This is a genomic window from Bacterioplanes sanyensis, assembly GCF_002237535.1.
Classification (GTDB): domain Bacteria; phylum Pseudomonadota; class Gammaproteobacteria; order Pseudomonadales; family Oceanobacteraceae; genus Bacterioplanes; species Bacterioplanes sanyensis_A.
This window is the reverse complement of record NZ_CP022530.1, coordinates 2,822,568-2,847,038: the sequence shown is the minus strand read 5'-3', so window position 1 is coordinate 2,847,038 and position 24,471 is coordinate 2,822,568. Positions and strand designations below refer to the sequence as shown.

At 55.4% G+C, this 24,471-nt stretch carries 18 protein-coding genes; 11 read left to right on the top strand and 7 right to left on the bottom strand.

The annotated features are described in order from the left end of the window. Positions 1–5: 5 nt before the first annotated feature. From CHH28_RS13160 to aspS, 5 genes are all read right to left on the bottom strand, one after another. Entirely contained in the window at positions 6–863 is an 858-nt protein-coding gene (locus tag CHH28_RS13160) for a cytochrome c oxidase subunit 3 (protein WP_094060745.1), read from the bottom strand. Then, entirely contained in the window at positions 860–1,426 is a 567-nt protein-coding gene (locus CHH28_RS13155) for a cytochrome c oxidase assembly protein (protein ID WP_094060744.1), read from the bottom strand. Before CHH28_RS13155 ends, CHH28_RS13160 begins: the two co-directional genes overlap by 4 nt. Before the next feature lie 8 nt (positions 1,427–1,434). Next, complete coding sequence (gene ctaD, locus CHH28_RS13150) at positions 1,435–3,033, bottom strand: cytochrome c oxidase subunit I (protein ID WP_094060743.1); 1,599 nt, start codon at positions 3,031–3,033, stop codon at positions 1,435–1,437. Positions 3,034–3,035: 2 nt separating this feature from the next. Next, positions 3,036–4,199, bottom strand: coding sequence for a cytochrome c oxidase subunit II (gene coxB, locus CHH28_RS13145; RefSeq protein ID WP_269843660.1), 1,164 nt, complete (start codon positions 4,197–4,199; stop codon positions 3,036–3,038). A 502-nt stretch (positions 4,200–4,701) separates the two neighbouring features. Then, positions 4,702–6,477, bottom strand: a complete 1,776-nt coding sequence (gene aspS / locus CHH28_RS13140; RefSeq protein ID WP_094060742.1) for an aspartate--tRNA ligase — start codon at positions 6,475–6,477, stop codon at positions 4,702–4,704. A 292-nt stretch (positions 6,478–6,769) separates the two neighbouring features. Here aspS and CHH28_RS13135 point away from each other — a divergent pair, with 292 nt between their 5' ends. Genes CHH28_RS13135 through CHH28_RS13125 form a run of 3 tightly spaced genes read left to right on the top strand, consistent with a single transcriptional unit; the run spans position 6,770 to position 8,509 of the window. Continuing rightward, a complete protein-coding gene (locus CHH28_RS13135; RefSeq protein ID WP_094060741.1) occupies positions 6,770–7,108 on the top strand; it encodes an HU family DNA-binding protein in 339 nt (112 codons plus the stop codon). 46 nt (positions 7,109–7,154) lie between these two features. After that, positions 7,155–7,742 carry a uracil-DNA glycosylase family protein gene (locus CHH28_RS13130; RefSeq protein ID WP_094060740.1) on the top strand — a complete coding sequence of 196 codons (588 nt, stop codon included), beginning with the start codon at positions 7,155–7,157 and terminating at the stop codon, positions 7,740–7,742. Further along, complete coding sequence (locus CHH28_RS13125) at positions 7,739–8,509, top strand: SGNH/GDSL hydrolase family protein (protein ID WP_094060739.1); 771 nt, start codon at positions 7,739–7,741, stop codon at positions 8,507–8,509. The genes CHH28_RS13130 and CHH28_RS13125 overlap by 4 nt, the downstream gene beginning before the upstream one ends. Here CHH28_RS13125 and CHH28_RS13120 read toward each other — a convergent pair. Together CHH28_RS13120 and CHH28_RS13115 are read right to left on the bottom strand one after the other, a co-directional pair. Beyond that, a complete protein-coding gene (locus CHH28_RS13120; protein ID WP_094060738.1) occupies positions 8,475–9,263 on the bottom strand; it encodes a hydroxyacylglutathione hydrolase in 789 nt (262 codons plus the stop codon). The genes CHH28_RS13125 and CHH28_RS13120 overlap by 35 nt on opposite strands. 24 nt (positions 9,264–9,287) lie before the next feature. Beyond that, a complete protein-coding gene (locus tag CHH28_RS13115; protein WP_094060737.1) occupies positions 9,288–9,746 on the bottom strand; it encodes an HIT domain-containing protein in 459 nt (152 codons plus the stop codon). Positions 9,747–9,810: 64 nt separating this feature from the next. Here CHH28_RS13115 and CHH28_RS13110 point away from each other — a divergent pair, with 64 nt between their 5' ends. The 8 genes from CHH28_RS13110 (at position 9,811) to CHH28_RS13075 (ending at position 24,451) form a co-directional block, all read left to right on the top strand. Continuing rightward, positions 9,811–10,932 carry a GNAT family N-acetyltransferase gene (locus tag CHH28_RS13110; RefSeq protein WP_094060736.1) on the top strand — a complete coding sequence of 374 codons (1,122 nt, stop codon included), beginning with the start codon at positions 9,811–9,813 and terminating at the stop codon, positions 10,930–10,932. 101 nt (positions 10,933–11,033) lie between these two features. Next, complete coding sequence (locus tag CHH28_RS13105) at positions 11,034–11,393, top strand: hypothetical protein (protein WP_094060735.1); 360 nt, start codon at positions 11,034–11,036, stop codon at positions 11,391–11,393. Between the two features lie 84 nt (positions 11,394–11,477). Further along, positions 11,478–12,719 carry a TolC family protein gene (locus CHH28_RS13100; RefSeq protein WP_094060734.1) on the top strand — a complete coding sequence of 414 codons (1,242 nt, stop codon included), beginning with the start codon at positions 11,478–11,480 and terminating at the stop codon, positions 12,717–12,719. Next, positions 12,709–14,064 carry an efflux RND transporter periplasmic adaptor subunit gene (locus tag CHH28_RS13095; protein ID WP_094060733.1) on the top strand — a complete coding sequence of 452 codons (1,356 nt, stop codon included), beginning with the start codon at positions 12,709–12,711 and terminating at the stop codon, positions 14,062–14,064. The genes CHH28_RS13100 and CHH28_RS13095 overlap by 11 nt, the downstream gene beginning before the upstream one ends. A gap of 15 nt (positions 14,065–14,079) precedes the next feature. Continuing rightward, positions 14,080–17,223, top strand: coding sequence for an efflux RND transporter permease subunit (locus CHH28_RS13090; RefSeq protein ID WP_094060732.1), 3,144 nt, complete (start codon positions 14,080–14,082; stop codon positions 17,221–17,223). 104 nt (positions 17,224–17,327) lie between these two features. Then, positions 17,328–17,576, top strand: coding sequence for a hypothetical protein (locus tag CHH28_RS13085; protein WP_157729909.1), 249 nt, complete (start codon positions 17,328–17,330; stop codon positions 17,574–17,576). Positions 17,577–17,648: 72 nt separating this feature from the next. After that, positions 17,649–23,537, top strand: a complete 5,889-nt coding sequence (locus CHH28_RS13080; RefSeq protein ID WP_094060730.1) for a PAS domain-containing protein — start codon at positions 17,649–17,651, stop codon at positions 23,535–23,537. 5 nt (positions 23,538–23,542) lie between these two features. Continuing rightward, entirely contained in the window at positions 23,543–24,451 is a 909-nt protein-coding gene (locus CHH28_RS13075) for a diguanylate cyclase (RefSeq protein ID WP_094060729.1), read from the top strand. Positions 24,452–24,471 lie beyond the last annotated feature (20 nt).

The window sequence follows — 24,471 nt, the reverse complement described above, 5'->3', positions numbered from 1 at the left end:
CAGCTCTAAAATACGTAGACAAACAGAAATAATCCGATCCAAACCACGTCTACAAAATGCCAATACCAGGCGGCGGCTTCGAAACCAAAATGTTGATCAGCCGAGAAATGCCCATTCATCAAGCGCAACCAGATGGTGGCCAAAATCAGCGCACCTAAGGTGACGTGTACACCATGAAACCCTGTGAGCAAAAAGAAAGTTCCGCCATAAATGCCCGCTTGCAGCGTCAACCCCAGCTGGCGGTAGGCTTCGACGTATTCAATGCCTTGCACCACCAAGAATATGGCGCCGAGCAACAATGTCAGACCCAGCCAATTCAAACATGCAAAACGATGATTGGCTTTCAGCGCGTGATGCGCAAACGTCAGGGTAATACTGGATGCGACCAATAAAATGGTATTGATCAATGGCAGATGCCATGGGTCGATGACTCCAGTTGGACCGGCCACTTCGGCAGAGGGAGGCGACATCAATGGCCAGCTGGCGGTAAAGTCGGGCCACAACAATGCGGTGATTCCCTTTGCGCCTTCACCATCCAGCCAGGGAATGGCAAAGGTGCGCACGTAAAACAGCGCCCCAAAAAATGCGGCAAAGAACATAATCTCAGAGAAAATAAACCAAGCCATTCCCTGGCGAAACGAGCGATCCATTTGCTCGTCATAGAATCCGGCACGAGACTCATACACGACGTCAGCGAACCATTGATAAATCACCCATAAGATCCCCAAAATGCCGAAGAGCAATAACATACCACCACGACCATGAGCCAACTCATTGCCTGCTCCGACAGCTATCAGGCCGATGGCCGCAACAGCAATGATGGGCCACCGGCTGGAAGCTGGTACATAATAAGAACCACTCATAAACTGCTCTCCTGCGCTAAGGCGTCGGGTTTAACGGGATAAACTGTGTACGACAGGGTGACGGATGAGACATGTTCCGGCAGATTTGCACCGACCAAATACATTAACCCCACCTCTTTCTTCTCACCCGCTTTCAGCAACATTTCCTGAAAACAAAAACACTCTATTTTCAACAAATGCGGACTGGCTTCAGCAGGGCTAATACTCGGCACGGTACGAATCCAAAGATCGTCATCACCTTGATTAAAAAACGTAAACTGCGTTTGATTGCGAGCGCCAGGCTCGGGTATCTGGCGGCCTTGCGCAGCACTAAAAGACACCGGTAACCCCGTCCCCACCTTGGTGACAAACTGTACGTCCAACACACGTTCAGCACTCAAGCTTTGCGCTTGCACATCAGCCAAATCGAATCGTTTGGGCTTGCCGTTTAGGCCAGTGACTTCGCAAAAAACGTCATACAAAGGCACCAGTGCTATGGTGAACCCCACCATGCCCAATAACACCAACAGCAACTGGCGCACGGTTTTTTGGATCGCTTGCTGTGTGTCTGGTGCCTGTGCCATAGATCACCTCACGCGCGGCTGGGAGAATCTCGTTCCGGAACAAACTGGGGCGGCTCACTGAAGGTGTGCAGTGGCGCCGGGCTAGGCACGGTCCACTCCAGTCCTTCTGCACCCTCCCAAGGTTTCGCTGGCGCAGGTTTGCCACCTTTCACACATTGATAGATAACAATCATCAGCAGGATCTGCGACAAGCCAAACAGGAAAGCACCGAGCGATGAGATCATATTGAAATCGGCAAACTGCAGAGCGTAATCCGGAATGCGTCGTGGCATGCCGGCCAAGCCTGAAAAGTGCATCGGGAAGAAGGTCAGGTTGACGCCGATGACCGACAGCCAAAAATGCAGTTTTCCTAAGCTTTCACTGGGGTAAAAGCCTGTCCATTTCGGCAACCAGTAATACACCCCAGCGATGATGGCAAACACGGCACCCGGCACTAACACGTAGTGGAAGTGAGCAACCACAAAATACGTATCATGGTATTGATAGTCGGCAGGCACGATCGCCAACATAACACCAGACAAACCACCAATGGTAAATTGCACGATAAATGCCAGCGCAAAAAGCATCGGCACTTCAAAAGAAATGGACCCACGGAACAATGTCGCGATCCAATTAAACACCTTCACCCCAGTCGGCACAGCAATCAGCATGGTCATATACATAAAGAACAGCTGGGCTTCTAAAGGCAGCCCGACGGTAAACATATGGTGTGCCCATACCACAAACGACAGCAAAGCAATGGATGCAGTGGCATACACCATAGACTTGTAGCCAAACAGGCGTTTGCGCGAGAAGGTCGGTACGATCAATGACACGATGCCAAATGCCGGCAAGATCATGATGTACACTTCTGGATGACCGAAAAACCAGAATAAGTGCTGGAACAACACAGGGTCACCGCCACCGGCGGCATTAAAGAAGCTGGTGCCAAAATTGATGTCCAACAGCATCATAGTGACCACGCCCGCCAACACCGGCATAACCGCAATCAGTAAAAAAGCAGTGATCAGCCACGTCCAAACAAACAGCGACATATCCATCAGCCGCATGCCAGGCGTTCTCATGTTCAAGATGGTGGCGATGATATTAATCGCACCCAAAATTGAGCTAATACCAGCCACGTGAATCGACAAAATAAAGAAGCTGGTTGATGGCGGCGCATAGGTCGTCGACAACGGCGCGTAAAAGGTCCAGCCAAAATTCGGACCGCCCCCCTCCATCCACAACGTCGACAACAGCAAGCCAAAGGCAATGGGCAATAACCAAAAGCTAAAATTATTCAGGCGCGGCAACGCCATGTCAGGCGCTCCGATTTGCAGTGGAATCATCCAGTTTGCTAAGCCGACAAAGGCCGGCATAACAGCACCGAACACCATAATCAGACCGTGCATGGTGGTCATTTGATTAAAGAATTCAGGCTCCACTAACTGCAATCCAGGCTGAAAGAGCTCCGCCCGTATCACCAAAGCCATAACACCGCCCACCAGTAACATGGCCAGCGAGAACAACAGATACAAAGTACCAATTTCTTTATGATTGGTGGTCAACAACCACCTCAGAGGCCCGGTCACCTCCGGCGCGTGAGTAGAATCTCCTTGAATCTGCATGCTCACTCCTCCGCCGTTAAGATCTGATTGATTTGCTCTGGTTGTATCGCATCACCAGTATCGTTGCCCCACGCGTTGCGCTCATAAGTGACCACCGCGGCGATATCTACAGCTGACAGGGTTTCTGCAAAACCTGGCATCGCAGTGCCAGATTTACCGTACAGCACACGCTCGATGTGAATATCTAAGCCACTGGCGGATATCATGTTGTCGTTACCTGCCAAAGCAGGAAAGGCCGGCGGCAGGCCTTGACCATTGGGTTGATGGCAAGCTGCGCAGTAAGTGGTGTACACCGCCTCGCCTTTTTCCATCAGCTCTGCCATCGACCATTGCTTACTTTCTTTGGCTTTTTCTGCCAACGCCAGCGCTCGCTTTTCATCCAGAAAGGTTTGAAACTCTTGTTGGCTGACTGCTTTGACTTCGACCGGCATAAACCCATGATTGCGACCACACAGCTCGGCGCATTGACCGCGATAGGTGCCCGGTTGCTCGATGTTGGTCCAGCTTTCGTTAATAAAGCCAGGTACCGCATCTTTTTTCACCGCCAGCTCAGGGACCCACCAAGCATGAATAACGTCGTTCGACGTCAATAAAAAACGTACTTTGGTATCTACCGGCAGCACCAGCGGCTCATCCACCTCCAACAAATACGCCTCACCTTTGGCTTGCTGGCCCTCGATTTGCTCCAGCGGCGTCGATAAATTGGAAAAATACGCCACGTCTTCATTCAAAAATTCATAGCGCCAACGCCACTGATAACCCGTGATTAATACATCCACCTGAGCATCACTGGGGTCGTAGATTTTCTTTAGTGTGGCGGTAGCTGGCACGGCCATCGCAATCAAAATCACCACAGGCACTGCGGTCCATATCAGTTCAACTGCGGTACTTTCATGGAAATGAGCCGCGTCTTTATTACGGCTGCGACGATAGCGGATCAATGACCAAAACATGACCCCGAACACCACCACTGCGATCACCACGCAGATGGCAAAGATAATCATATGAAGGGAATGAACTTCTCGGCTGATTTCCGTCACGCCGGTGGGCATATTCCACCGTGAACCGTAATCGACGCCTTGTTGTTGCTCTGCCTGAACCAAGCCCGCACCAACTCCCAGCGGACTGAGTAGCAAAGCCACCATCAGCCTTTCACGACACCGCATAAGTACCCCCTGCAAGCAGGAACTGTATGAGTGCAAGTCGTATCGTGGGCAGTCTCTCTTCCGCCTTCCCACTCACATCCCTGACTCGATTATTGTTTTGTTATGACTGACAGTTAAGACCAGTCAGAGCGACAGACTCAAGCTCTACTGCCCAAATCGTCATATAACGAAAACTAATCTAAAGAAGTGAAAAGAAACCAAAACGAATAAAAAATTCAGTACAAATAACGAAGAAAAATTGAATTCCCCTTAAAATCAGAGACATAGCCAAATGGCAGCGGCATTGCTCCGCGGCTTCCCTTTTCACCTTAAAAACCTACAGGGATTAAAAAACTCTGCAAATAGCAAAGACGTCTAAGGGATATAGATGCCGGACATCAAGACAAACTACGAAAGAACACTGACTACCTAAAACGCAGCCACGGATTGTTCTTCAGCTATCCAACACCCACAAAAAACGGGAGCCGAAGCTCCCGTTTATATGTACCAACCTAACCCAGTCTTACGACTCAGCTTTTGGCTTTTCACGCAGTTTGATATGCAACTCACGCAGTTGGGCATTACCCACCTGGCCGGGTGCTTCTGTCATCACACACGCCGCCGACTGAGTTTTCGGGAAGGCAATCACTTCACGAATCGAGTTAGCGCCGGTCAGCAACATCACCAAGCGGTCGAGGCCAAAGGCCAAACCACCGTGTACAGGAGCGCCGTATTTCAGGGCATCGAGTAGGAAGCCAAACTTCTCTTGCTGCTCCTCTTCGCTAATGCCGAGGACGTCGAATACCGTTTCTTGCATTGACTGTTCGTGAATACGAATCGAACCACCGCCCAGCTCACAGCCGTTCAGTACCATATCGTAGGCACGTGACAGCGCTGTGGTTGGCTCGGCTTTCAGCTCCTCTGGTGAGCAGCTCGGCGCAGTAAATGGGTGGTGAATGGCGGTAATGCCACCGTCTTTAGTCTCTTCGAACATTGGGAAGTCGACTACCCACAGAGGCGCCCAGTCGCAGGTGTACAGATTCAGATCTTCACCCAGCTTGCAACGCAGCGCGCCCAGCGCTTCGTTCACAATCACTTCCTTATCAGCACCAAAGAAGATGATGTCGCCGTTTTCTGCACCCAGCTTGTTCATGATGCTCATGGTGTTGTCGTCACCGATGAACTTGATGATTGGCGATTGCAGGCCTTCGACGCCCTTTTCAATCTCGTTGACCTTAATCCAGGCCAAACCTTTAGCACCGTAAATGCCAACAAACTTGGTGTAGTCGTCGATTTGCTTACGGCTGATTTCAGCACCACCAGGTACACGCAGCGCCGCCACGCGACCTTTTGGATCTTTGGCAGGGCCAGCAAACACTTTAAATTCGATATCTTGCAGGAACTCAGCCACGTCCACCAACTGCAGCGGAATACGCAGGTCAGGCTTATCTGAACCGTATTTTTGCATCGCTTCCGAGTATGGCATGCGTGGGAATTCACCCAGCTGTACGTTCAGCTCTTTTTCAAAGATTTCGCTGATCATGCCTTGGGTCAGTGCCATGATTTGCTCTTCATCGATAAACGACGCTTCGATATCGATTTGGGTAAATTCAGGCTGACGGTCAGCGCGCAGGTCTTCGTCACGGAAGCACTTAGCAATCTGATAATAACGGTCAAAACCAGACACCATCAGCAGCTGTTTAAACAGCTGTGGTGATTGCGGCAGCGCGAAAAACGAACCTTCGTGAGTACGGCTTGGCACCAGGTAATCGCGTGCACCTTCTGGCGTGGCACGGGTCAGAATCGGCGTTTCGATGTCCAAAAAGCCGTTATCTTCCAAATAGCGACGTACATGGGAGGTCACTTTTGAGCGGAAACGCAGCTTTTCTTGCATCTCCGGGCGACGCATGTCCATATAGCGATACTTCAGACGAATGTCTTCGCCCACGTCGGTGTAACCGTCCAGCGGGAACGGCGGAGTCGCCGCTTTGTTAACGACATTAATCTCTTTACCCAGCACTTCGATCTTGCCGGTTTTCATATTGTCATTAGTGGTGCCTTCCGGGCGACCACGCACACGACCGGTAATCTGAACTACAAATTCAGAGCGCACGCTATCGGCGGTATTAAAGGCATCCACAGTATCCGGATCGAATACCACCTGAACCAGACCTTCGCGATCGCGAACGTCTAGGAAGATCACGCCACCGTGATCACGGCGACGATGAACCCAGCCACAGAATGTGACGGTTTGGTCAATCAAAGTTTCGTTGATATCACCACAATAGTGCGTGCGCATGATTGGTCCCGCATCCCTAAATAAACGATGAGTTTTACCCTGAGGGCAACAATGCCACGTTTCAGTCGCTGACCAGCGACTTCAAACGGATTGGCAAAAGCCGGGCATTATAGCGGAAGTTGGGCGTTGACTAACAGCCCATCAAGGGGACTATGCGACCAATCGCATGCTCAAGCCATACGTATGTTCACAAGATTGAACTCAACACTTGCTCTGGCCGCGCAGTTTAGCTAAAAACTACAGGCCTAAGGGCGTTACCGCCATTTACCTCCCGAATAATAAGGATGTACCCATGACCACCCGCAAAGTCACTGCTGTGCGTGAAAAGTTCACCAAAACCCAGCTGCTGAATGAAATTGCAGACAATACCGGCCTGACACGCAAAGACGTGGCGGCCGTGCTGGACGAACTGGGCGTTACCATCGAGCGCCACATCAAAAAACGCGCTGTCGGCGAGTTCACCTTGCCTGGCCTGCTGAAAATCAAAACCGTGAAAAAGCCTGCGCAAAAAGCGCGTAAAGGTGTACCTAACCCATTCCGCCCTGGCGAAACCATGGACGTAGCGGCCAAGCCTGCGTCGACCAAGGTAAAAGTGACGCCCCTGAAAAAACTGAAAGACATGGCGGTATAAGCCAGCCAGGCGCCGAGCGACCAGCTTGGCGCCCTGCCTTTTCACCATGAGTGATCAACCGCTCAACACGCTACTAACGCAAATCCGCCAATGTCGGCAATGTGCAAACCAGTTACCTCATTCACCTCGACCCGTTATCGTCGCTACGCCTAGCGCACGCCTACTCATTGTCGGCCAAGCACCCGGCAAGAAAGTGCACGACTCCGGCATTCCCTGGAACGACGCCAGCGGCCGCCGCCTCAGGCAGTGGTTAGATATGGACGAAGCCACTTTTTACGACAGCCAGCGCGTCGCCATTATGCCCATGGGTTTGTGTTATCCAGGCAAAGGGTGCAGCGGTGATTTGCCTCCGCGCACAGAGTGCGCGCCGCTGTGGCATGAGCCGGTACTGGCGCAGCTACCCAACATTGAACTGACGCTACTCATTGGCCAGTATGCTCAGCGCTACTACTTGCGCGACCAACACCAAACGCTGACCGCGCGCATCGAATCGCTTCAAGCGCAGATCACGCTACCCCGCCAGTTTCCACTGCCACACCCGTCACCGCGCAACCAGCTGTGGTTCAAGCGCCACCCCTGGTTTGAGCAACAGCTGATTCCACGCTTACAACAACGCATCCAGGAATTACTATGAACAGTCTCACCAGCCTTGCCGCTTATGCACTGCTCAGCCCCTTGCTGCCATGGGCCATCTGGCAAGGCAAACGTGTACGTCGCGACACACCGCGCTTGCCAGCGGCCGGAGGAGATTGCGATGGCATCAGCGGCGATGGCCCAGCCACATTGGAGCTACTGCACTTAGGCGAAAGCACCGTCGCCGGCGTCGGCATTGACCACATCGAGCAAGGCTTGACCGCCCAATTGGCTCAGCGATTAGCCGACAACCACAGAGTGCATTGGCAAACACAATCGGCCAATGGTTTAACCGCTGGCGAGCTGTTGGAACACATGCCCGCACAGCCGCGCCGCTGTGATGTACTGGTCGTCACCCTAGGCGTCAACGACACTACCGGCTTTACCCGACGCCAGCACTGGCGTCGCCAGCTGTGTGCCCTAGTTGAGCGCATTGATGCAAAAATGGTGATTGTCACTCAGGTGCCGCCGATCCATCGCTTTCCTGCATTGCCTGCTCCACTGAGCTGGCTGCTGGGTGTACGAGCGCGACAATTGGATGGCGAGTTGATGCAGCTCAGTAAAGAAAAGGGATGGCTGTACCAGGCCTTTGAATTGGCGCTGGAGCCGCAATGGATGGCAACAGATGGCTACCACCCGAATGCCCAAGGCTATCAGCTATGGGCGCACTCTCTGGCTGAAACCATTATGACCAGCTCGGCCTGGCAGCAAATAACCGCCACTAAAGTGGGTGCTACCAATGATCTCGAAGCTGGCGCAGCGCCTTAAAAACGGCGCGGTCATCGGCGGATAAATCCGGAAATTGCTGGCGCAAACCTGCGATAACTTCCGGCGTATGCAAACGCAAAAATGGGTTGTACTGACGCTCCTGCCCTAGGGTCATCAGCGGCATGTCATCTTCAGGGGTGGCTGCCACCTGCTGCTGCCAATAGCTCGCCATGGCATTCCCTGGCTCACGGTCCAAAGCAAACCCCAAGTTGTTTTTCATGTAGTCGTGACCCGGATACAACAGAGTTTCATCTGGCAAAGGCATCAACTGCGACACAAACGACTCGTACATGTCATCGACATTGCCGCCATTTTTGCAGTTGCCAGCACAAGCGTTAAATAAGGTGTCGCCGGAGAACAGTCGCGGCACTGCATCGTATTCGCTGGCCGGCGCCAGCAAGCATACATGTACCGGCGTATGCCCCGGTGTGTGCAATGCTTGCAACCGCATGGTACCTAACTCGATCCAATCCCCGGCTTTAATGCCATGGGCCTGATTGGGAATGCGGGCGTTTTCATGCGCCCACACTGGCGCGCCGGTGGCGGCTTGCACCGCCGGGTTGCCTTCAATGTGGTCGTGATGCTCGTGGGTATTAATGATGAGCTTTATTTGCAGCCCATGTTGCTGTGCCAGCGCCACCATGGCCTCGCCATCCAAAGGGTCCAGTGCAATGGCCTGATGACTGTGTTCACACGCCAGCAAATAGTTAAAATTGCGCAGCGAGTTGTGCATGTAGCGACGCAGGACGCGCATGTGACCCCCAAAGCTATGCCGACGTTACCAATACACGTTATTGGCCGCTTCGTCCGCCGCCGCAACATCTTCAATCAAGTGCGAGCCCAGCAAGCTTTGCAGCTCATGCACGGTTTGCTCTAACGCAGCGGCCTCGTAAGGCACCGCGGTGCTGTGCCCCCAAACAGGCGCAGGCCATGCCGGATCGCCTTCTTTGCGCACAACATGATGAACGTGCAGTTGTGGTACCACGTTGCCCAGTGCACCAATATTCATTGAACGAGCGGCGTAGTGATCGGCCAGTTTTTCTGCCACTAAAGCAGACTCTTTCGCCATTTGTATGCGGTCTTGCTCAGACAGGTGGTAGATTTCAAACACGTCGGTCCTTACCGGCACCAAGATCACCCAAGGGTAGCGGGCGTCATTCATCAACAGCACCTGGCTTAGCGGCAGGCGTCCAATCCAAGCAGTATCTGCTTGTAGACGTTCATCCAGACGGAACATAATGCATCTCCTAACTTCTATACGCCTCCATCATAGGGCTGTGGCATTGATAAATCACTGAAAGATGGCACTTTTTCGTATTTTTACCAGTATCCATCAAGTAGATACGACAGACTGGCAACGACGGCTTGCAAGCCGCTATCCGTTTCTCTGTCACGCGTTTTTGGCGGCCCTGGAAGACAGTGCCAGCATCGGCGGCGACTCCGGCTGGCAGCCTATGTATTTGCTATCGGATGAGTTGGCGCTGCCGTGTTTTATCAAACAACACAGCTACGGCGAATATGTGTTTGATTGGAGTTGGGCCGAGGCGTATGAACGACATGGCCTCGACTATTACCCCAAGTTATTGTGCGCCGCTCCCTTTACCCCAGCCACCGGCCCTAGGCTGCTCAGCCAAGGCAAGGACATCAGCGCAGAGCAACTGCAGGCTGCACTGGAAGCACTGGCTCACTTATGCCAACGGCACAATTGGTCTGGCTGGCACTTGAACTTTTTTCAGCCAAGCCAGCAAGCACTGTTGCAGCAACAAGACTGCCATGTTCGCATCGGCTGCCAGTTCCACTGGCGCAATCGTGACTACGCCACCTTCGACGAGTTTCTGCAAACGTTCACCAGTCGCAAACGCAAAAACGTCAATAAAGAGCGCAAAAAAGTGCAACAACAGCTCACCCTGACACGGCTCACGGGCGATGACATCCGTGCCGATGACATTCACCAGTTCTACCAGTGTTATCAGCTGACCTATTTAAAACGCTATTCACGCGGCTATCTAAACGAAGCGTTTTTTCAACAGCTACGCACCAGTATGGCCGAGCAACTGCTGCTGGTTCGCGCCAGCGAAAACGACAAGCCGGTCGCCTACGCACTGTATTTATTCGATGACACGACCTTGTATGGCCGTTACTGGGGCAGCTTGGACAACTACGACGGCCTGCATTTTGAGGCTTGCTACTACCAAGGCATTGAGTTTTGCATCGAACACCAACTGCAACGTTTTGACCCCGGCACCCAAGGCGAACACAAAATCAGCCGTGGCTTTGAGCCCACCCTCACCTACAGCGCTCACTGGCTGCGCCAGCCTGAGTTTCATACCGCCGTGGGCAACTTCTGCGAAGAGGAAGCCGAACACGTGCGCCGCTATCAAGCCGATGCAGCCACCCTGCTGCCGTTTCGCGCCGACACCTGAGCCGAACCGCGTCAGATTCAGTAAATGGACTTGCCAGCGACGACCAACCTGACTTTAATGGCAGACTGCACAAACACCACTGGCCAACCTTCTAGGTTTCGATGCGTTTTCTACTGATTGTGACATTGCTGCTGCAACACCTGGTGTTTAACACCGCAGTGGCCTCTGTGCACCTGTCACACAGTGAACACGGTGGTCGTGAAACCCCGCATTTGCACGGCGACCAGATCATCAAAGACCTGCTCAGCCTCGTCAGCCAGCGCTTGGCCGATCAAACACAGGACGGCGAACACGAACATGATGGCAGCGAAGTGCATGTCCACGTGCACCTGCTGGCACCGCAAGCGCAGTTGTTAAGCCCTGAGCCCAACGTCCTCAGTCATCACCTGTTTCAGCCCCCCGCGCAGGGTGATTTAGGCATGCGCGCACCGCCGCTGCTGCCACCTCCTAACCACTCCTGACACGAACAACCCACAGCAATACGGCGCCGCGACCGACACAGTCGTCGCAGCGCTGGTGTTTTTATCGTGTTTGGAGAACTCACAATGACGAGTGTTCACCGTCGCCGCTGCCTGGCTTTTTTGAGCTTGGCACTGTTGACCCCTGCCGCCTTGGCGGCCCCCAACGCTACCCCCTGGTGGCAACAAGCCAGAGCGCAGTTGCAGCAGCACCCCAGCTGGCAAGCTCAGCGAGCCAGTTATGCCAGCGCCCAGGCCAGCGCAGAGCAAGCCGCGCTGCCGCGCTTTAACCCAGAGCTAGAGGGCGAATGGCAGCGCAGCCGTGGCCAGCGCAATTATCAAGTTGGCCTTAATCAAGAGTTAGACCTCTGGGACAGCCGCCAAGCCTATCAACAGCAAGCACAGCAACAAGCAGAAGCCAGCCAAGCCCTGAGCAGCTGGCAGCAGTTGCAACACTGGGTGCAGGCACTTAGCAGCGAAGCCAACTGGCAGGCGGCGCGCCAACACCAGCAACTGGCTGAGCAACAGCAGATGCGCTTACTACAGTTGCAGCAACTGATACAACGCCGCCAGCAACAAGGGGACGTGGGTCAACTGGATGCCGAACTGGCGTTTTTATCTTTATCGCAGCAGCGCCTAACGCTGGCGCAAAGCCGACAACAACAGCTGCAAGCCGAACAACAACGGCGCTGGTGGTTTGGCCAGCTGGACGCCGCTCCCGAGCAAGCCTGGCAACAGCTGCAGCAGACCCAGCCAACATTCGAGCTGGAGCAACATCCACAACTGCAAATGGCTAAGGCCAGCTGGCAAGCACAGCAAACCAACGCCTTGGCCGCCAAACGAGATCGCCGCGCCCGGCCAACCCTGGGGGTCACCCTGGGCAGGGAAGATCAGCAAACGGTGAGCGGACTGAACCTATCGATCCCGCTCAACGTGCGTAATGACTACGCCCCAGAGCAACGGGCGCTGCAACAGCAAGCCCTGGCACTGGAAGCCGACTACCGCGCGCAACGTCGCCTGCTGCAGCAACAGTGGCAACAAGCGCAGCAGAATTGGCGCAACTTCGACCAGCAATGGCAGCAATGGCGCCAGCACAGCCAACACCGCCTGACTCAGACGGCCGAGCTACTGCACCAGCGTTGGCAGCAAGGCGACCTCAGTAGCGCCGATTATTTGCGCAGCCTCAACCAACTCGCCGCCAGCGAGCAAGCAGGCATTGAACTGCAACGCCAAGCCCGCCTGGCCAACCTGCAACGCTGGCTTAGTGCCGGACAACTCCCAACCTTTGCTCTTCCTGCTACCACTGTGGAGACTCACCATGCTTCGTAATTTGACACTGACCCTGCTGTTGGCCTCACCTGCCTTGGCGCTGGCCGGCGATGACCACTCAACCCATAGCCAAGATGGTCATGACCACGCATCACACGTCCAGCGACAGGCTGACGATCATGACCACAGCACTGATGCACATGCACAGCACAACGACCATAACGAGCAACCTGACCACAATCACGGCGATCATCAACACAGCGATGAACACAGTAATGAGCACAGCGAGAGTGAGCACGCTGAGCATCATCACGACAGCGATAAGCACAACGATGAGCACAACGAGAATGAGCACGCGGATCACAGTCACGACGACGGCCATGGCGATGACGATCACGCCAGCGCAGCACGATTAAGCCCACAGCAACAACAGCTGGCAGAATTATCCATTGCGCCTCTGCAACGTACAGCCAGACAAAGCATTCTGCGGGCACCGGGCGAAATTGTTGCCAACGCCTATCAAACCTATGTGCTTAGCCCACGCACTGACTCATCCGTAGTGGCTCGCCACGTAGCTTTGGGTGAGCACGTACGCGCCGGCCAAGTACTGGTGACCTTGTTCAGCGCCGACGTAGCCAGCGCCCAAGCCAGCTACCGCCAAGCGCATTCGGAGTGGCAACGAGTACAACAGCTCGGGCGCAACACCGTTGGCGAACAACGCTATACCCGTGCCCGCTCAGACTACGAGCAAGGCTTGGCGCAGTTGCGGGCATTTGGCTTGAGCCCAGCCGATATCAAGACATTGCAGAGCAACGAGCCACAGCAGTTGGGCCAATATCAACTGCGTGCGCAGGTCAATGGCACGGTGTTAAGCGACGACTTCGAGCAAGGCCAGCACCTAGCTGCCGGCACCGCCCTAATGCGCATCGCCAATGAACAGCAACTGTGGGTTGAGGTGCATCTACCAGCCACCGACACCTTGCCTTTGAGCCAAGCAGAGCAGCTGGTGGTGATCATTGGTGACCAGCGCATCCCGGCGCGCTTAGGCCAGGACTCTCACAGCATCAACCCCATCACCCGCACGCGCACGGTACGGCTGGAAATCGACAACCCAGAGCATCGTTTTCACCCTGGCATGTTTGCCAGTGCCGAGCTGACCTTCACCAGCCCGCCAGTGCTGGCAGTGCCATCAACCGCGCTGATGCCAAGTAGCGATGGCCACTGGCAAGTGTTTGTGCAAACCGCCGACGACACATTCAGTGCCCAAGAGGTGGAACTGGGCCAGCGATTTGGCGACTGGCAACAGGTACACGGCGTTGCTGAGGGCGCTCGTTTGGTCATGCAAGGGGCATTTTTTGTTGCCTCGCAACTGGCCAAAGACGGCTTTGATCCGCACAACCACTAGGGGCGACAGAACAGCATGTTAAATCAAATCATTGCCTGGGCTGTGCGCCAGCGCCTGCTGCTATTGCTGGCTCTGCTGGCCGCCTGTATTGGCGCCACGCTGGTGATTCCGCGGCTCAACTTAGATGCCTTTCCCGACGTCACCAATGTCCAAGTCAGCATCAATACTGAAGCACCCGGACTGGCCGCCGAGGAAGTCGAACAACTGATCAGCTACCCGATTGAGGCCGTTATGTACGCCTTGCCGGATGTTGAGGAAGTACGCTCGGTGTCGAAAACCGGTCTTTCCGGTGTGACGGTGGTGTTCAAGGAAGGCACCGATATTTATTTTGCTCGCCAGTTGGTATTTGAACGTTTGCAAGCTGCACGCGAGTTAATTCCCGCAGGTGTTGGCACACCACAAATGGGGCCGAACACCTCGGGTTTGGGGCAGATTTTTCAGTACCTACTGATCGCCGAAGCCGACAGCGGCTATGACGTGATGGCGCTGCGCAGCCTCAACGATTGGCTCGTGAAGCTGCTATTGATGCCCGCCGAGGGGGTGACCGAGGTGTTGTCGTTTGGCGGTGAGGTGCGCCAGTACCAGGTCAACCTGCTGCCTGAGCGCTTGCTGGCCTACCGCCTAACGCAACAGCAGGTAATGGCCGCCATCAACGCCAACAACCTCAACGTCGGCGGCTGGTACATGCCGCGCGGTCAGGAGCAGTTGGTCATTCGTGGCATGGGCTGGCTGGATGGTGGCGAGCAAGGCCTCAGCCAGTTAAAAGCCTTGGCGGTTAAAACCGTCGATGGCACCACCATTCGCCTGTCTGACATAGCGCAGGTAAAGCTGGGCGGCGAAATCCGCCAAGGCGCCGTGACCATGAGTCAACGCCGGTCAGACGGATCTGTGCAGCCGATGGGCGAAGTGGTCTCCGGCATTGTGTTGAAGCGCATGGGCGCCAATACCAAGGCCACCATCGATGCCATCAAAGAGCGCTTGCCCCGCATTCAGCAAGCGCTGCCTGAGGGCGTGACCTTGATGCCCTACTACGACCAGTCGAGCCTGATCGACCAGGCGGTGATGACGGTGGTCGATGCACTGCTGATCGCCTTCGCGCTGATTGTGGTGGTGTTGGTGTTCTTCCTGCTCAACCTGCGTGCCACCGTGCTGGTGCTACTGTCGATCCCGGTGTCGATTGGTTTAGCCTTGATGGTCATGTCACTGCTGGGGCTATCAGCCAACTTGATGTCACTGGGCGGTTTGGCCGTTGCCATCGGTATGCTGGTCGATGGGGCGGTGGTGATGACCGAGCATTTAACCCATCAGCTGCAGCAAGGCGCTGGCGACCAGAAAACAAGCACCCCAGAACCAAGCAACCCGCACCAGCGTATCCGCCAAGCCTGTCAGCAAGTGGCACGGCCGGTGTTTTTTGCCAGCAGTATTATTTTGGTGGTGTTTCTGCCGCTGTTCGCTTTTGAAGGCGTCGAAGCCAAGCTATTTCAGCCCATGGCCATTAGCATCATGTTGGCGCTATTGGCAGCGCTGTTGACCGCGCTACTGCTAATTCCGGCGCTGGCGGCTTACCTATTTAAAACGCCGCCACGACTGCGTCGCAATGTTTGGATCGACGCTTGGCAGCGCCACTATCGCCAGCTGCTGCAACGCTTAATACAACAGCCGCGCATGGTATTGGCAGTACTGCTGGCGTTGTTAGTCGCGACTGCCGCCCTGCTGCCTCGGCTAGGCACCGAGTTTGTGCCCGAACTGGAAGAAGGCACCATTAACTTGCGCGTCACTCTGGCGCCGTCCGCCAGCCTAGATACCGCTTTGGCCGTCGCGCCCAAACTCGAGGCGATACTGATGACCTTCCCGGAGGTGACTTACGCCATGTCACGCATCGGCCGCGCTGAAGTCGGCGGCGATCCAGAGCCGGTCAGCAACATCGAAATCTACATAGGCCTGAAACCCGTTGCGCAGTGGCAAAGCGCCAGCAACCGACTGCAATTGCAGCAGCAGATGCAAGCCAAACTCGAGCAACACCCCGGGCTGTTGTTTAACTTCTCCCAGCCCATTGCCACGCGTGTGGATGAGCTGTTGTCCGGGGTGAAGGCACAGCTGGCCATCAAGCTGTTTGGTCCTGACCTGGCGCAGCTGGAGCAAACCGGCGCCGCCATCGCCGAGCAAGTTAAGCAGGTCGATGGTACCCGAGATGTCGCCTTAGAGCCGATTGCCGGAGAGCAACAGCTGGTGGTGCGGCCCAATCGTGAAGCGCTGTCACGCTACGGCCTGGCCGTGGCCGATGTACTGGCCTTGGTACGCGATGGCTTAGGTGGCGCCAGCGCCGGACAGATCATTCAGGGCAATGAGCGCTACGACATTTACGTCCGCCTGGCCGACGAGGCGCGCAACCAGATCGATGCCATTGCGCAGCTGCCGCTGGTCAGCCCCAGCGGTGCTTGGCTGCGCTTGCAAGACGTTGCCGACGTCAACATCGAAGCCGGCCCGCCGCAAATACGTCGCGACGATGTGCAGCGGCGGGTGGTGATTCAAGCCAATGTCGTCGGTCGCGACATGGGCAATGTGGTGGCCGACATTCGCCAGCGCATTGCCGATGAAGTAGCGCTGCCGGCCGGCTACTCCGTCGACATCGGTGGGCAATTCAAAAGTCAGCAACGCGCGCAGCAGCGTTTGCTGGTGGTCGTGCCGCTGGCGTTGGCACTGATTGCCTTACTGCTGTATCTGGCATTTGGCCACTTGGGGCAAACCTTGCTGATTCTGGCCAATGTACCGATGGCCGCCATCGGGGGCATTTGGGCGCTGTGGCTCAGCGGTCAGTACGTGTCGGTGCCCAGCTCCGTCGGTTTTATTACCCTATTCGGTGTTGCGGTGCTCAATGGCGTGGTGCTGGTGTCACAAATTAATCAGCAGCGCCACCGACAGCCGTTAACCGAGGCCATTTTGGATGGCGCAACATCGCGCTTAAGGCCGGTGCTGATGACCGCCATTACCTCCGCATTGGGGCTGATTCCGATGCTGCTGAGCCAAGGTGTCGGCGCTGAAATTCAGCGGCCTCTGGCGACTGTGATTGTCGGAGGCCTGATCACCTCCACCCTGCTGACGCTGATCGTGCTGCCGGTGTTTTACCGCCGCTTTAGCCGTTCACAAAAAAACGTTTAAAACGTTGCCCCTAACATAGGGTTCACCGCACTGCCACCATGCGTGGCGGTGCTTTTTTTGCTATAACAGCCGCCGTCGTTTGATTCACCCACAGCGGAGGCCCGATGCCCAGAGAAATCCCCCCCATGCGCGCCTATCGCGTGCGCCACTTGCTGGTGTTTGCCCACAAAGGCGCCGATGCAAAAATGCTGGCAGCCCCCGAACTTCGCCCTATGGCTGAGTGGCAGCAGGATGTGTCCGCTTGGGTAGCGCTGCGCGCCGACCGCGAGCCGCAGCACGACGACCAACTCGACGCCAACAAATCTGAGCCTTACATCGACACCCGCCTGTCCGCTACCGCCTCGACAAACTAAGCCATTTGACTGGCGACCATGCTGCACTGAGCTACGCTTTTTTACATCTCAGTGCGGGTCTGGCAGCAAGGCATGTCCAACAGTTTCGGAAAGGAAGCCACGTCTGGCACCACCCTACGGCGTTTCATTCTGTGGCGCCTGCTCGTTATCGTATTACTGCCCGTCGTGGCCATCTCAGCCATCAGCATCTGGCAAGCCGATCAACAGCTCAGCGATAAAGCCAAACGTCAGCTGATCGCCAAAGCTGAGCACAAAGCCGATGTACTGCAACGCTGGTTAAACCTGCGCTTAAACGACGCCCGTCTGTATGCCCGAGCGGCTCAGGTAGATGGTGATCTTGCTGCGTTAAAACAACATCAAGCAGCAAACCGTTTAAGCACGGAGCAACTGCTCAACACACCTGAATGGCAACGTCTGCAGCGCAGTTTTGCCGAGCGCACGCAAGTCTTAACCGGCACCGACCGCCTATTCGGCAATGTGTTGCTGCTGGATACCCAAGGTACAGTGATACTCAGCAGCGAAGCGACCGAGCTACTTGGCCAAAACGTGATGGCAGCTGGTCGCAATGCGGCACTGCAGCACGCTGTGGAGCATGTGCTGGACCATGGTCTGGATCATATGTCGGATGAGTGGAGCCGCGAGGCGCAAGATGCCTTTCACGCTTGGTACGTGACCGAGCTGAGGTCAAGCGATCAGCTGACCGGCCTGGTGGCCTTGCATCTCGATTTCAGCCGTTTGCTGACGCTGCTGGACTCAGGCGAAACCCAGCAACGTAACCTGATCATCAACGCCGAAGGGCAACCGCGCTCGCGTGTGGCGCTGTTTGAATACGCCGGCGACCCGGGCCCACCAGTGGATGCCCTGCCCGAACAAGCGCGCAGTCGCAGCTGGCATCAATATTACTCGTTGGATGGCACTGCTGTAGCGGGCGTGTCCCAAGCCATCGTTGCTGGCGAGCACACCTGGTACTTGCTGACCGAAACGCCCATGGTGCAACTGGCCATGGCCAGCCAACAACTGATCGAGACGGGCCTGATGTACGCCCTACTGGTGTTGTTGTTTTCGCTGGCCGCATCCGTCGTGTTGGCACAACACATGGCATCGCCCATTAGCCAGCTGGCACGCTACAGCCATCAAACCAGCGACACGACGACGTCGGCCAATGTATCGGTGCAGCAGGACGTCGTCGCTCCTCCGCCCATCGGCATTGCCGAGCTGGATGCTGTACAAACGGAGCTGTTCAATACCGCCACACTGCAGCGCCGTCACGATGAGCTGATTCGCGACAGCTTGCTCAAGTCACATCAACATCTGGCCACCTTGAGCGACCAAAAAGCGGCGCTGGATCAACACTGTATTATTGTGTACGTCGACTCTGAGGGCATTATCCGCGATGCCAACCGTCATTTTTGCGAGTTAACCGGCTACACCCCAGAGGAGCTGTTAAATCAACCGCTGGCAGAGCTCACCCCTGCCCCCTTTGGCTCCACCGCTTGGCAAATCGAGCGTCAACTGCAGCAACACAAACGCTGGCATGGCATCACTCATGGGCGCGATCGCCGCCACCAAAGCTTCTGGCTGCAAACCACGGTCATTCCACTCAGCCGTCGCCAAGGCACCATGTACGTCTGCACCGACGTCACCAGTCAGCAGCGCACCCAGCAAACGCTGAATGAGCTGCATCAAATCACCGCCGATGTGAACCAAACCCTAACCCAGCGCATCAATGCCATGTTGGAGCTGGGCTGTCGTATTTTTGAACTGCCGATCGGCATTGTCAGCCACATTCGCGATACCACCTACACCGTGCAGTACGCTCATGCCGCCGAGGGGCAAGTGAAACCGGGCGACACCTTCGCTTTGGGCGATACCTACTGCTCACTGACGCTCAGCGCCAATGGCCCCAAGGCCTATCACCACGCCGGCATGAGCGACATTGCCGAGCACCCCTGCTACAAGACGTTTCAGCTGGAAGCCTATTTGGGCTGCCCGATGCGCGTTCAAGGTCAGCGCTATGGCACGGTCAACTTTTCCAGTCCAGAGACGCGCTTGCGCCCGTTCAGTGAGCAAGACTTAGAGCTGGTGCAGTTGATCAGCCAATGGATTAGCAATGAAATTGGCCGCGACCTTGGGCGAGAGGCACTGCAGCGCAACGATCGTTTGCTACAACAAGTCAGCGAGCAAGCCCGCATGGGTGGCTGGGAAGTCGATCTGTTGCGTGGCGAAGTGTATTGGTCCCCCATGACCCGGCGCATCCATCGTGTGCCCGACAGTTTCCAGCCCAACCTGGAAGAAGGCATCAACTTCTACAAACCGGGCCGCAGTCGCGAGCGCATTCAAGAAGTGGTGCAGCTCGGCATCGAGCAAGGCACGCCCTGGGATGAGATGCTGCAGATCATCACTTACGACGGTGAAGAAATCTGGGTACAAGCGCGCGGACAAGCCGAGTTCGTCGATGGTCAGTGTGTGCGTTTGTTCGGCTCCTTCCAAGATGTCAACGATCAGATCATCGAGCAGCAACGCAACGCCCTAGTGCTGAAATCCACCGCGGTCGGCATCTGGGACTGGCACATTGCCAGTGGTAAAACTGTGTTTAATGAACGTTGGGCCGAAATCATCGGTTATTCATTGGCGGAGTTGGAGCCCACCGACATCAATACCTGGACCTCCGTGGTCCACCCGCAGGATTTGCAAGAATCCGAGCGCCTGCTGCAACAGCACTTCGAAGAAAAAACCGATATTTATGTGTGCGAAGCGCGCATACGCCATAAAGAAGGGCATTGGGTATGGATTTTGGACACCGGCCAAGTGGTGGAACGGGGCGACAACGGTGAACCACTGCGCATGATCGGCACCCACCTCGACATCACCGAGCGCAAGCAAGCCGAGCAGCACCTAGAGGAAGTGAACACGCGCCTGACGTTGGCACGCGATGCCGTCGGTATGGGCATTTGGGACATCGATCTGACCACCGGCAAGCTGGATTGGGACAGCGGCATGTTCGCTCTATATGGCATAACAGAAGAGCAGTTCCACAATAGCATTAACGACTGGATTGTCTGCCTGCATCCAACCGACAAAGAGCGCGCTTCCACTGAATTTAAAAGTAGCCTGGAACGAAGCCAATCCTTTAACAGCGAGTTCCGCATCGTCAGCCATCCCGATGGCCTGCGCCACATTCAAGCCAACGCACACATACTGCGCGGCGCCGATGGCCAGGCGATACGAGTAATCGGTGCCAATTACGACATCACGCCGCTGCGCCAGCAACAACAACAGTCTGAACGTGCGCTGTCGATGATTGAGGCCAGCCTCGAAGCCACCGACAACGGTGTTCTGGTGACCTCCAATGAGGGCCAGATTTTGCGTTGGAACCAGCGTTTTATGGAAATGTGGCAACTGAAAATCAGCGCCGAGGAGATGGCCAGCTTAAACCACAAACAGCTGCTGCAGCACATCGTTCCACAGTTGCGTCACACCCAATGGGTTGATCAGCAAATGCAAGAGCTGTACGACAACCCAGATCAAGGCGCCTTCGATTTGATCGAGTGCCAAGATGGCCGCACCTTTGAGCGCTCGTCGCTACCGATGATGCTGGAGCGCCGCGCCATTGGCCGGGTGTGGAATTACCGCGACATCACCTCGCAACAACAAAACCAGCAGGCGTTGATCGAGGCGCGCCAACAGGCCGAAGCCGCTTTGATCGCTAAAAGCCAGTTCCTAGCGTCGATGAGCCACGAAATTCGCACGCCGATGAATGGCGTGTTGGGCATGCTGGATTTGCTGCAAAACACACCGCTCACCGAAGAGCAGCAGCATCGCATTAACCTGGCACGCAGCAGTGCACAGGCGCTTCTGAGTCTGATCAACGACATTCTCGACTTTTCCAAAATCGAAGCGCAAAAGCTGTCCATCGCTGAAGAGCGCTTTGATCTGGTCTCCATGGCCAGCGATTGTGTCGAAGGTCTGGCGCAACTGGCGCAGGACAAAGGCTTGGAAGTCATCATCAATACCGCGGGTGTGGCCTGTCGCGAAGTACTCGGCGACGAAGGCCGCAGCCGACAAATTCTCACCAACCTGCTAGGCAACGCCATCAAGTTCACCGACCAAGGTGAAGTCGAGGTCACGCTGAGCACAAGCGCGGACAACAACGGCTGCCATCGCATCGAACTGGCCGTGCGCGACACCGGTATTGGCATTGATCCCCAGGCCGTTGCCACCTTGTTCGAGGCCTTCAGTCAAGTCGATGCCTCTAATACACGCCGCTTTGGCGGCACCGGACTGGGGCTGGCCATCGTGCGTCAATTGCTGCAACTGATGCACGGCGACATTGAAGTAGACAGCAAACCGGGCCACGGCAGCACTTTTATCGCCCACTGGTACGTACCAGAGGCCTGGCCACGCGAAGATAGCAGCACTGGCAGCAAACGCTTGTTGATCATCAGCCCGCAACAACGCAATAACGACAGCGTACTGGCCAGCTTGGCGCACCTCGGCGCAGAAGGTCAGGCGGCCGACACCATCGAGTCCGCCCAACAGTTGCTGGCTCAGCAACGCTTTGACTGCATTTTACTGGAGCCAGAGCAAGCACTGGCGGAAAACGACAACGGCGAGGTCGCCGCTTGGCTGCTGAAACAGCAACATCAATGCCGCCAGGTATTGATGACACCCATGCGTTTTCACACCGAGCCCAACGCACTAAAACAAGCCGGCATTGATTGGTGGTTTCCGAAGCCGGTTACCGAGCAGGATCTGGTGCGCGCTTTGGACGAATCTGCCAGCGCCCACTGGAATCAACGCAATGAGGTGTTCGGTCAGGGTAATTGGCAACACTTGCTGCTGGTTGAGGACAACCAAGTCAATCAGCTGGTGGCGTCGGAGCTACTGGCGGCGTTGGGATATCGTGTCAGTGTTGCCAATAACGGTTTGGAAGCGCTGGAGAAACTTCAAGGCAGCGTCGACGACCCGATCGAGCTGGTATTAATGGACTGTCAGATGCCAGAGCTGGACGGTTTTGATACTACGCGCCGTATTCGACAAGGCGGCGCTGGCGCAGGCTATCGCCAGGTGCCCATTGTGGCGATGACCGCCAATGCCATGGATGGCGACAAGCAGGCCTGCCTAGACGCTGGCATGGACGATTATTTATCCAAACCGGTCAATGTCGCGGCGATACAGCAGAAACTCGCGCAGTGGTTGCCCTCACCCTTTGAGCACCACCCTTCGCAGCCAGCGGAGACTGCCAGCAACGACACTCAGTCCAACGACACCCAGCCCAACGACGGCAATCCTAGCGACATTCCTCCTAAAGATGCCCACCCCAGTCATACCCCGCCCAACGACACACGCGACAGCGAGGCGCAGCCCATGGACACTCCTATTTGGTTAAAAGAAGAAGCGCTGCAACGCTTGATGGGCAATGAAAAACTGCTCCAGCGCTTAACTCAATTATTTAATGACGAGCAGCCTGCGCGCATGGACGCCATTCAACAGCACATTGAGCAGCAAGATTTTGACACCCTGTCCGCCACCGCGCACACGCTTAAAGGCGTTGCTGGCAATCTCGGCGCCCCCGCCTTGCAGGCCGTCGCCGCCGAGCTGGAACATGCCGCGCGCGAGCAGCAAACCAGTCAGCTGCCTGAGCTGTGGCCGAAGCTGCAGCACGCATCCGACGCCTTTATTGCCGCCATCAACGCAACCGACTCGCCCGCCAGCGAGGCGACCTCAGCTAAAACGGAGCTTAGCGAGGAGCACATTCAGCAACTGCAAAATCTGCAACAACAATTGGAGTTAGCCAACTACATCGATATCAATGCATTTCCGGTACTCGAAGCGCAATTCTCTGACGTCGAGACCAACACGGCCGTATCACAGATTCGCGATGCCGTGCTGCGCCTTGATAGCGACTCGGCGCAGACTAAACTAACCACATTGTTAGCCACTTCTCCGTCCACTAGGTAATGCACATGGGCACACTCAATCCATTAAGCCCTGCGGCCTCCGGCGACGAGCAAATGACGGTTTTGCTGGCAGACGATTCTCCAGAGAATATTCAAGCACTGGCTGCTTGCTTACATGAACAGTTTCAGCTCAAAGTCGCCAACAACGGTGAGCAATGCCTGGAGCTGGCGCGCCGTTTTCACCCAGACCTGATTTTATTGGACATCGAAATGCCTGGCATGAATGGCTTTGATGTGTGCCAACAATTAAAAGACACTGACGCCACCGCCGATATTCCGATTATTTTTGTCTCCGGTCACACCAGCCTGGCATCGGAGGAGCGCGGCCTTGAGCTGGGCGCCGTCGATTATATTTTTAAGCCCATTCGACCAGCCATCGTGAAGGCCCGCGTCAATACACACATCACACTGAAGCGCCAGCGAGACCGACTAGCACAGCTGGCCATGCGTGATCAGTTGACCGGCTTGTACAACCGGCATTATTTGATGGAACACATCGGCCAACGTTTATCGCGCTGCCATCGCCATGGCTATCAAATGGCGGCCCTAATGATCGACATTGATCATTTCAAACGCATTAATGACGAGCTGGGCCATCAACAAGGCGACGACGTATTAACCTCGCTGGGTACCTTTTTGTGCAGTTATTTTCGCACCGAAGATTTGGTCGCACGCCTTGGCGGAGAGGAATTTTTGGTAGTGCTTGATCCCTGTCCCGATGGGCACATGATGGATAAGGCGCAACAGTTGCTGCACGCTGTAGAGCAATTAAATCCGGCTGGTACGCCCATCACCATTAGCATTGGTGCCACCAGCGTAAAAAAAGACGATTCTTTAGGCTCGCTACTGAAACGCGCCGACGATGCCTTGTATCAGGCAAAGCAGCAAGGTCGTAATCGGGTATGCGCAGGCTAACTTGCCCGCCTTGGCGCGGT

Coding starts and splice junctions, on each gene's coding strand:
- CHH28_RS13160 (WP_094060745.1), bottom strand. CDS start 863: ATGAGTGGTTCTTATTATGTACCAGCTTCCAGCCGGTGGCCCATCATT.
- CHH28_RS13155 (WP_094060744.1), bottom strand. CDS start 1,426: ATGGCACAGGCACCAGACACACAGCAAGCGATCCAAAAAACCGTGCGC.
- ctaD (WP_094060743.1), bottom strand. CDS start 3,033: ATGCAGATTCAAGGAGATTCTACTCACGCGCCGGAGGTGACCGGGCCT.
- coxB (WP_269843660.1), bottom strand. CDS start 4,199: ATGCGGTGTCGTGAAAGGCTGATGGTGGCTTTGCTACTCAGTCCGCTG.
- aspS (WP_094060742.1), bottom strand. CDS start 6,477: ATGCGCACGCACTATTGTGGTGATATCAACGAAACTTTGATTGACCAA.
- CHH28_RS13135 (WP_094060741.1), top strand. CDS start 6,770: ATGACCACCCGCAAAGTCACTGCTGTGCGTGAAAAGTTCACCAAAACC.
- CHH28_RS13130 (WP_094060740.1), top strand. CDS start 7,155: ATGAGTGATCAACCGCTCAACACGCTACTAACGCAAATCCGCCAATGT.
- CHH28_RS13125 (WP_094060739.1), top strand. CDS start 7,739: ATGAACAGTCTCACCAGCCTTGCCGCTTATGCACTGCTCAGCCCCTTG.
- CHH28_RS13120 (WP_094060738.1), bottom strand. CDS start 9,263: ATGCGCGTCCTGCGTCGCTACATGCACAACTCGCTGCGCAATTTTAAC.
- CHH28_RS13115 (WP_094060737.1), bottom strand. CDS start 9,746: ATGTTCCGTCTGGATGAACGTCTACAAGCAGATACTGCTTGGATTGGA.
- CHH28_RS13110 (WP_094060736.1), top strand. CDS start 9,811: ATGGCACTTTTTCGTATTTTTACCAGTATCCATCAAGTAGATACGACA.
- CHH28_RS13105 (WP_094060735.1), top strand. CDS start 11,034: ATGCGTTTTCTACTGATTGTGACATTGCTGCTGCAACACCTGGTGTTT.
- CHH28_RS13100 (WP_094060734.1), top strand. CDS start 11,478: ATGACGAGTGTTCACCGTCGCCGCTGCCTGGCTTTTTTGAGCTTGGCA.
- CHH28_RS13095 (WP_094060733.1), top strand. CDS start 12,709: ATGCTTCGTAATTTGACACTGACCCTGCTGTTGGCCTCACCTGCCTTG.
- CHH28_RS13090 (WP_094060732.1), top strand. CDS start 14,080: ATGTTAAATCAAATCATTGCCTGGGCTGTGCGCCAGCGCCTGCTGCTA.
- CHH28_RS13085 (WP_157729909.1), top strand. CDS start 17,328: ATGCCCAGAGAAATCCCCCCCATGCGCGCCTATCGCGTGCGCCACTTG.
- CHH28_RS13080 (WP_094060730.1), top strand. CDS start 17,649: ATGTCCAACAGTTTCGGAAAGGAAGCCACGTCTGGCACCACCCTACGG.
- CHH28_RS13075 (WP_094060729.1), top strand. CDS start 23,543: ATGGGCACACTCAATCCATTAAGCCCTGCGGCCTCCGGCGACGAGCAA.